Consider the following 5,425-nt stretch of genomic DNA (forward strand, 5'->3'; position numbering starts at 1 on the left):
ATCCTCTTTAAAATAAGCATTTGTAGGATCTACATAGTAGTATGTTCCATCAATCTGAACCAGATTCCATGCATGTCGAATTCTATTATCATTTCCTATACCACCCTCAAACAAAGCATTTAAACCAACTACATTTGCCATATAATAGAAAGTTGAAGCATATCCGTCGCAAACAGATAATCCATCTAAGACAGCTCCTGTTAGATCGTGCTGATATTTTGTTTCGTTATTATCGTCGTACCGCACGTTTGAAACGATCCAGTTCGTGACTGCTTTAAATTTATCATAATCAGATTTCCCATCAAGATTCATAGATTTAATTACTTCATCAAGTTTTTTTGTTGCTTTATGATATCGATCACTCATATCACGATAGCCACCAATACCATCATAATAACCTTTATAAGTTCCATCTGAATAGGATGTATCAAGTGAATCTCCGCTTTCTGAATAAACTTCTCCACCACAATTTTGCATTGATACTAACGTGTATCCTTCATTTGCTTTTCCTGTGTCTTCTCGAACTACTTTTTGTATGTCTTTTTTAAATTGATCATTTTCAATCCCATCAATTTTCTTACCTGATTTAATTTCAAATGGAATCTTTACTGTAAATTTATCATATTTATCTTCCAGATAAATTTTTTTTGCCATAGTTCCAATATTTTTGACTGCCTCATCATAAGATGTGTATACATAAGTTTTATCTGTTGTACATTGAACATCACCATATTGATCATTTTGATAATAAAATCCATCTACGCTAGAATCAGCTAGTTTTTTATTTGTTTCTGCTGCCCTTACCAAAATGCCGGAATTAGGCAACACACCAGTCGTTACCGTAGCCATAGATAATGCAACAGCCATCGCAGCTGCTATCACTCGCTTTCCTTTTTTCACTTTACTCATAATAATCTACCTCCAATTATTTTACCCCCTTGTTTTTTGTTGCTTTACATACCACTGGATCGTTTCTTCATCAACATAAGGTTCTGTGCTGACCAGATATGCCCTTGTCCAAAGAGCGTTCATCTTTGATAGTTCCTTAAACTCCTTTCTTAAGATTTTCGATGAATACTCTCTAATGCTCCCCATGATCCTTGTTATTGTTGTCTGTGGATATGCTCTTACATATAAATATACATGATCCACATCACATTTCATCTCAAGGATCTCAATCTGATCCTTTTCACACTGTTCCTTTGTCAATTCTTTCATTCGTTGTTCTACACCGGGGATCAAGAAAATTTTTCTTCGGTACTTAGAACAAAAAACGAAATGATACTTGATCAGTGACGTTGTTGTTTTATTTGTCTTATATTCTCTCTTCATGCTTTTATTATAACACAGCGTGTAGTAGTTTACAATACACACTACTACATTTTTCAAAAAAACATAAAAAAGCCTCTAATCCAAAGTTGGATTAGAGGACAAAATTAATTTTCTGATATTTTATTTCGATTTTACTGATATTATACGAACGGCAAGCCATCCATCGCATACTGCAAACAGACACCAAATGGTATTTGTACAATGTCAGCAAAAAATCTTTTTTTCTCTTTGGAAATCTTAATTTAACTTACACTTATATTTTAACATATGGGAATATATTTTGCAATCTCTTATTACCCATACGTTCAATCTAACATATTATTAATATTAAATATAGGAAGCACAACTGCATCTGTTTCTGGTTGGGCAGTTAAAATAGAAAGTTGATTTCTTAAATACGGCATCATAATCGCTACTCCATTTTTTGTAATTAATGTTTCGATATCTTTTTCTGTTAAATTACATTGGGAATCTAATGTAAAAAATCCAGATAAACTAATATAAACCGTATACTCTGCTTCTTTTTCGCCCTCTAATTTTAAGGTTACTCTATAATTTTCATCAGATTGATATACCTCTGATGAAATATTAAATTTAAATTCAGCATTTGTTTTAAATCCTTGCCTTTGAAAGTCTATTTTGTCATAAACAAGATTATTTAATTTTAAAATGCTTTCTACTTTTTTATTATTCATTTTTCTCCTTACGCAACATAATTTATATTATTGTTTATATGATCCATTTTTATTTCAATTCTATTATTTTGTTCTATTGGTGTTACTTTAACTGATCCTCTCTGTATCATTAATCTTTTTTTAGATTTAAATATATTGTTATATGAACGATTATTTATTTTACTGTTAATATATGCGATATAATCTGCAATTTCTTCTTCATCAGCTTCATAATATTCTCCTTTTGTTGGAAAATCAAGTGTGTCTACTGATTCTTTATTACATGGATTACATCTTGTAACTCCATTTTTTTCTACAATGATATAATATTCATTTGAATTTAAATAAACATCATACATTGTTACTTTATCTTTCATAATATCTAATAACTGCTTTCGAGAAGTTTTTGCAACTATCCAACGAAGTTCTCTTCTATCATCACATAAGGTAACAATAAATAATTGGCCAGATTCATCTATACAAGAAAAGAAAATTGGTCTAGCTGCTTCAAAAAAAATATAGTCATAATAAAATGTTTTTTTATCATTTTGAAAAAAAATATTATTCCTCATCATATTCACTCCCCTTCGTTAACTTCCTTAAAATCAGTATATGTAATTACTTTTTCATAAATCCACCAATCTATATGAGATTTTTGCTTTGGCTTTCTATCTTTTGTCCGTTGAGATAATCCAGTTTCTTTTTTTATTTTTCCATATGCCAAAATTGCTTTGGAATTTTTTTTGGTAAAAAATTTCATCATCCTTTTAGCATCTTTATACTCTTCAAAACATGATGTGCTATATGTTCCAATATCATTTAAATCTAATGTTTCTGTGTTTCCATTTCTTTCTAATGTTTCCTGATAAGTTGATATAAATGCATGCTGATTCAATATTCCATATTTACAAATCCTATATACATTATATTCATTTTCTTTGGCTCCAGCTTTTATAATATCATCTTTTGGGACATAAACTGGAAAACATTTTTTTGCATGTTCTTTTGTCATATTATTCCTTCTCATTTGTTTTCTATACAAAGATTATAACATATTGTATTAAATATGACACTTTTTTTTAGAATTTTAAAAAATTACTTTTATTTTTACCCCTAATATCTCCCATTGATCTTCTGCCACCATTCATTAGAAACAAATAGTCTTTCTTCTCCGCATTTCTGGCAATCTGTATGATCTTTGATCTTATCATTGCAAAATTCTGCTTCATTTTCAAGAATCTTGCGATCAGAATATAAATATTTCTCCATTTTGTTCTTCTCCTCTTTTTACAGAAACGATCCCACAGCCAAAAGACTGTGAGATCATAATTATTTCTTATTTCTTTCTAAAGATCACAATTCCTTTTTTCTTTTTGAAGTAATAGAATACTACAGCTAAGATCAATGCAAAACCACCGATCAATGGTACATAAGCTTTGATATTATTGAATCCACCAGTAGTTGGCAGTTTCAGGTTTGCATCATTTGTGATCTCATAGGTTGGATGATAGAAGTAATAGGTATCTCCCTGCTTAATGGCATTTGAGGTATCTACATTTCCTTTGTCTACTTCTGCCTGTGTTACAGATAACGGAAGAGTTACGACCAGAGGTTCTTTTAGTAGATTCTTGCCGCTGGCTGTTTTGGTTTCCGTGATCGTGTAAGTATCTGGCAGCAGATCATCAAACAGAAGTTCTCCTTTTTCATCCGTTTCCTTGGTTGCAACTTCTTTTCCATCAGAATCCTTGATCGTAAACCGAACACCTTTTAAGACTTTTCCTTTGGAGTCTTTCTTCTTTAGCTTAATGCTTCCTTTGATCATCTGGTTTCGGAAGGTTGCTTCTCCTGTGATTTTTGCAGATGCACTGCTTTCTTCCGGTCCGATGTCAAACGTAACCGTTCCTGCTTTCTGATCCACTCTTCCATTGGTACTTGTCGTTGAGAGATGATTCAGCTTAAAGTATTCTTTCATGCCGCTTTCACTGCATGTATAAGTTCCATAGTACAGATCATCAAATGTTGTTGAAAGGCTGATCATCTTTCCAGGGTTTTCTTTTGTGAAGTTTTCCACTTCATTTTTCGTAAATTTCACATCTTTTTTATAAGCATGTTTCTTTCCATACACATCGGTTCCTGTCAGGCTGAATGTAAATACAGCATCTCCAACATCCATGTTCAGATTGGATGGATCAAGTTCCTTTGTGATGGTAATACTTCCTCTTCCAGGTGTATGAGAGTTGGTTGCAACTGTTGTATCCGGATCATCACTGTTTCCATCATAAGAAACTTTGTATCCGATCTGTTCATTTCCTGTCACAACACCTTCTTTTACTTCTTCCCATGTATACTCGATCTCATTTCCATTCTCGCATTTTGGAAGGACTTTGGATTTTGCTTTCCATCCATTTTCGGAATTTAACGTTACTGTATCTACCACATCCTTACCATTTGCTAACAGATTGAACCTTACGGAATCTGGACGGATCTTATCCTGATCATTTTCATCATCCCATACTTTTCGGATCGTTTTCTGTACGGTCTTTGGTTTATGTGTGTTTGTGATATTGGTTGTGATCGTTGTGATATCACTGGATTTATCTGTAGATTCCTTTACTTCATAAGTAATCTCATATCCAGTCTTGGCATTTCCGTTAACAACAGAGGATGAATCTTCTTTCACTTCATATTCGTAATCTTCTCCAACAGAGTCAGTTTTATTAAGATCTTCATAAGATACTGTCCAGTTATTAGTTGCACTTAATGTTTGACCCTTTTGCATGTCTGTACCATTACGATATAATTTGATATTTACTGAATCTGGACGGATACCATCACTGTTATTACTGTCATCCCAGTTTTTCTTGACAACAATTCGTACTTTATCACTTTTATAATATCTATTTGTGAATGTTACTGCATATGTCTTCGCATCCCATTCTCCACCTTTTTTACTTATCATAGTATAATTTTGTGCATTGCAAATTTCACTAAACGTATAGTTCTTTTCCTCGCCACGCTTGATATCTGTCTGTGCCTGCCAGTTGTTTGCCTCATTCAGTATATAAGTCTTTACTTCATGTGTTGTCTTATGTTCGGCTTTGATCGTCACTGATACTGGTCTTGTGTTCATGGAGTTGTTATCATCGATCCAATATTTCTTCACTTGCACATAGTCAGAAGGATTGTTGACCAGCGTCTTGGAATCATGGACATATGTTATTTCATCATTGTTAGTATTTCCCTGTGTCGCCACGTCATGGATGAAATCTGCGGTCTGATCATTTAAGACCTCTCCACTGAATGTCATCGTTTCATCAGACTTTCCATATCCAAGTGGTGCTTCCACTTCTTCCACGGTGTACATTTCTTTTCCAACACCGTCTTTTGCATAAATGCCAGTTGGCAGTCCAAAGAATTCC

Annotated in this window: 7 protein-coding genes; all 7 read right to left on the minus strand. The window is 33.1% G+C overall.

All coding sequences use genetic code 11. From position 1 onward, the window contains the following. Window positions 1–909 (minus strand): transglutaminase domain-containing protein (locus tag OCV53_RS12100; RefSeq protein ID WP_278275397.1); only part of this gene is annotated, 909 nt, incomplete at its 3' end. A gap of 21 nt (window positions 910–930) precedes the next feature. After that, entirely contained in the window at window positions 931–1,332 is a 402-nt protein-coding gene (gene tnpA / locus OCV53_RS12105; RefSeq protein WP_055198541.1) for an IS200/IS605 family transposase, read from the minus strand. A 305-nt stretch (window positions 1,333–1,637) separates the two neighbouring features. Further along, entirely contained in the window at window positions 1,638–2,027 is a 390-nt protein-coding gene (locus OCV53_RS12110; RefSeq protein WP_055198543.1) for a protein-export chaperone SecB, read from the minus strand. Between the two features lie 8 nt (window positions 2,028–2,035). After that, window positions 2,036–2,581 (minus strand): DUF6575 domain-containing protein, encoded by a 546-nt coding sequence (locus OCV53_RS12115; protein ID WP_055198546.1) that lies wholly within the window; start codon window positions 2,579–2,581, stop codon window positions 2,036–2,038. A 2-nt stretch (window positions 2,582–2,583) separates the two neighbouring features. Further along, window positions 2,584–3,018 carry a hypothetical protein gene (locus tag OCV53_RS12120; protein WP_055198548.1) on the minus strand — a complete coding sequence of 145 codons (435 nt, stop codon included), beginning with the start codon at window positions 3,016–3,018 and terminating at the stop codon, window positions 2,584–2,586. Window positions 3,019–3,119: 101 nt separating this feature from the next. Then, a complete protein-coding gene (locus tag OCV53_RS12125; protein ID WP_155492465.1) occupies window positions 3,120–3,275 on the minus strand; it encodes a hypothetical protein in 156 nt (51 codons plus the stop codon). 67 nt (window positions 3,276–3,342) lie between these two features. Next, window positions 3,343–5,425: Cna B-type domain-containing protein (locus tag OCV53_RS12130; protein ID WP_148368979.1), on the minus strand; the 2,083-nt coding region annotated here is incomplete at its 5' end.

It is taken from the genome of Anaerostipes amylophilus (assembly GCF_025567365.1).
Lineage (GTDB): Bacteria > Bacillota > Clostridia > Lachnospirales > Lachnospiraceae > Anaerostipes > Anaerostipes amylophilus.

What these genes read in the sequence shown, in the direction of transcription:
- OCV53_RS12125 (WP_155492465.1), bottom strand. Translation starts at nt 3,275, where the DNA reads ATGGAGAAATATTTATATTCTGATCGCAAGATTCTTGAAAATGAAGCA.
- OCV53_RS12115 (WP_055198546.1), bottom strand. Translation starts at nt 2,581, where the DNA reads ATGATGAGGAATAATATTTTTTTTCAAAATGATAAAAAAACATTTTAT.
- OCV53_RS12110 (WP_055198543.1), bottom strand. Translation starts at nt 2,027, where the DNA reads ATGAATAATAAAAAAGTAGAAAGCATTTTAAAATTAAATAATCTTGTT.
- OCV53_RS12120 (WP_055198548.1), bottom strand. Translation starts at nt 3,018, where the DNA reads ATGACAAAAGAACATGCAAAAAAATGTTTTCCAGTTTATGTCCCAAAA.
- tnpA (WP_055198541.1), bottom strand. Translation starts at nt 1,332, where the DNA reads ATGAAGAGAGAATATAAGACAAATAAAACAACAACGTCACTGATCAAG.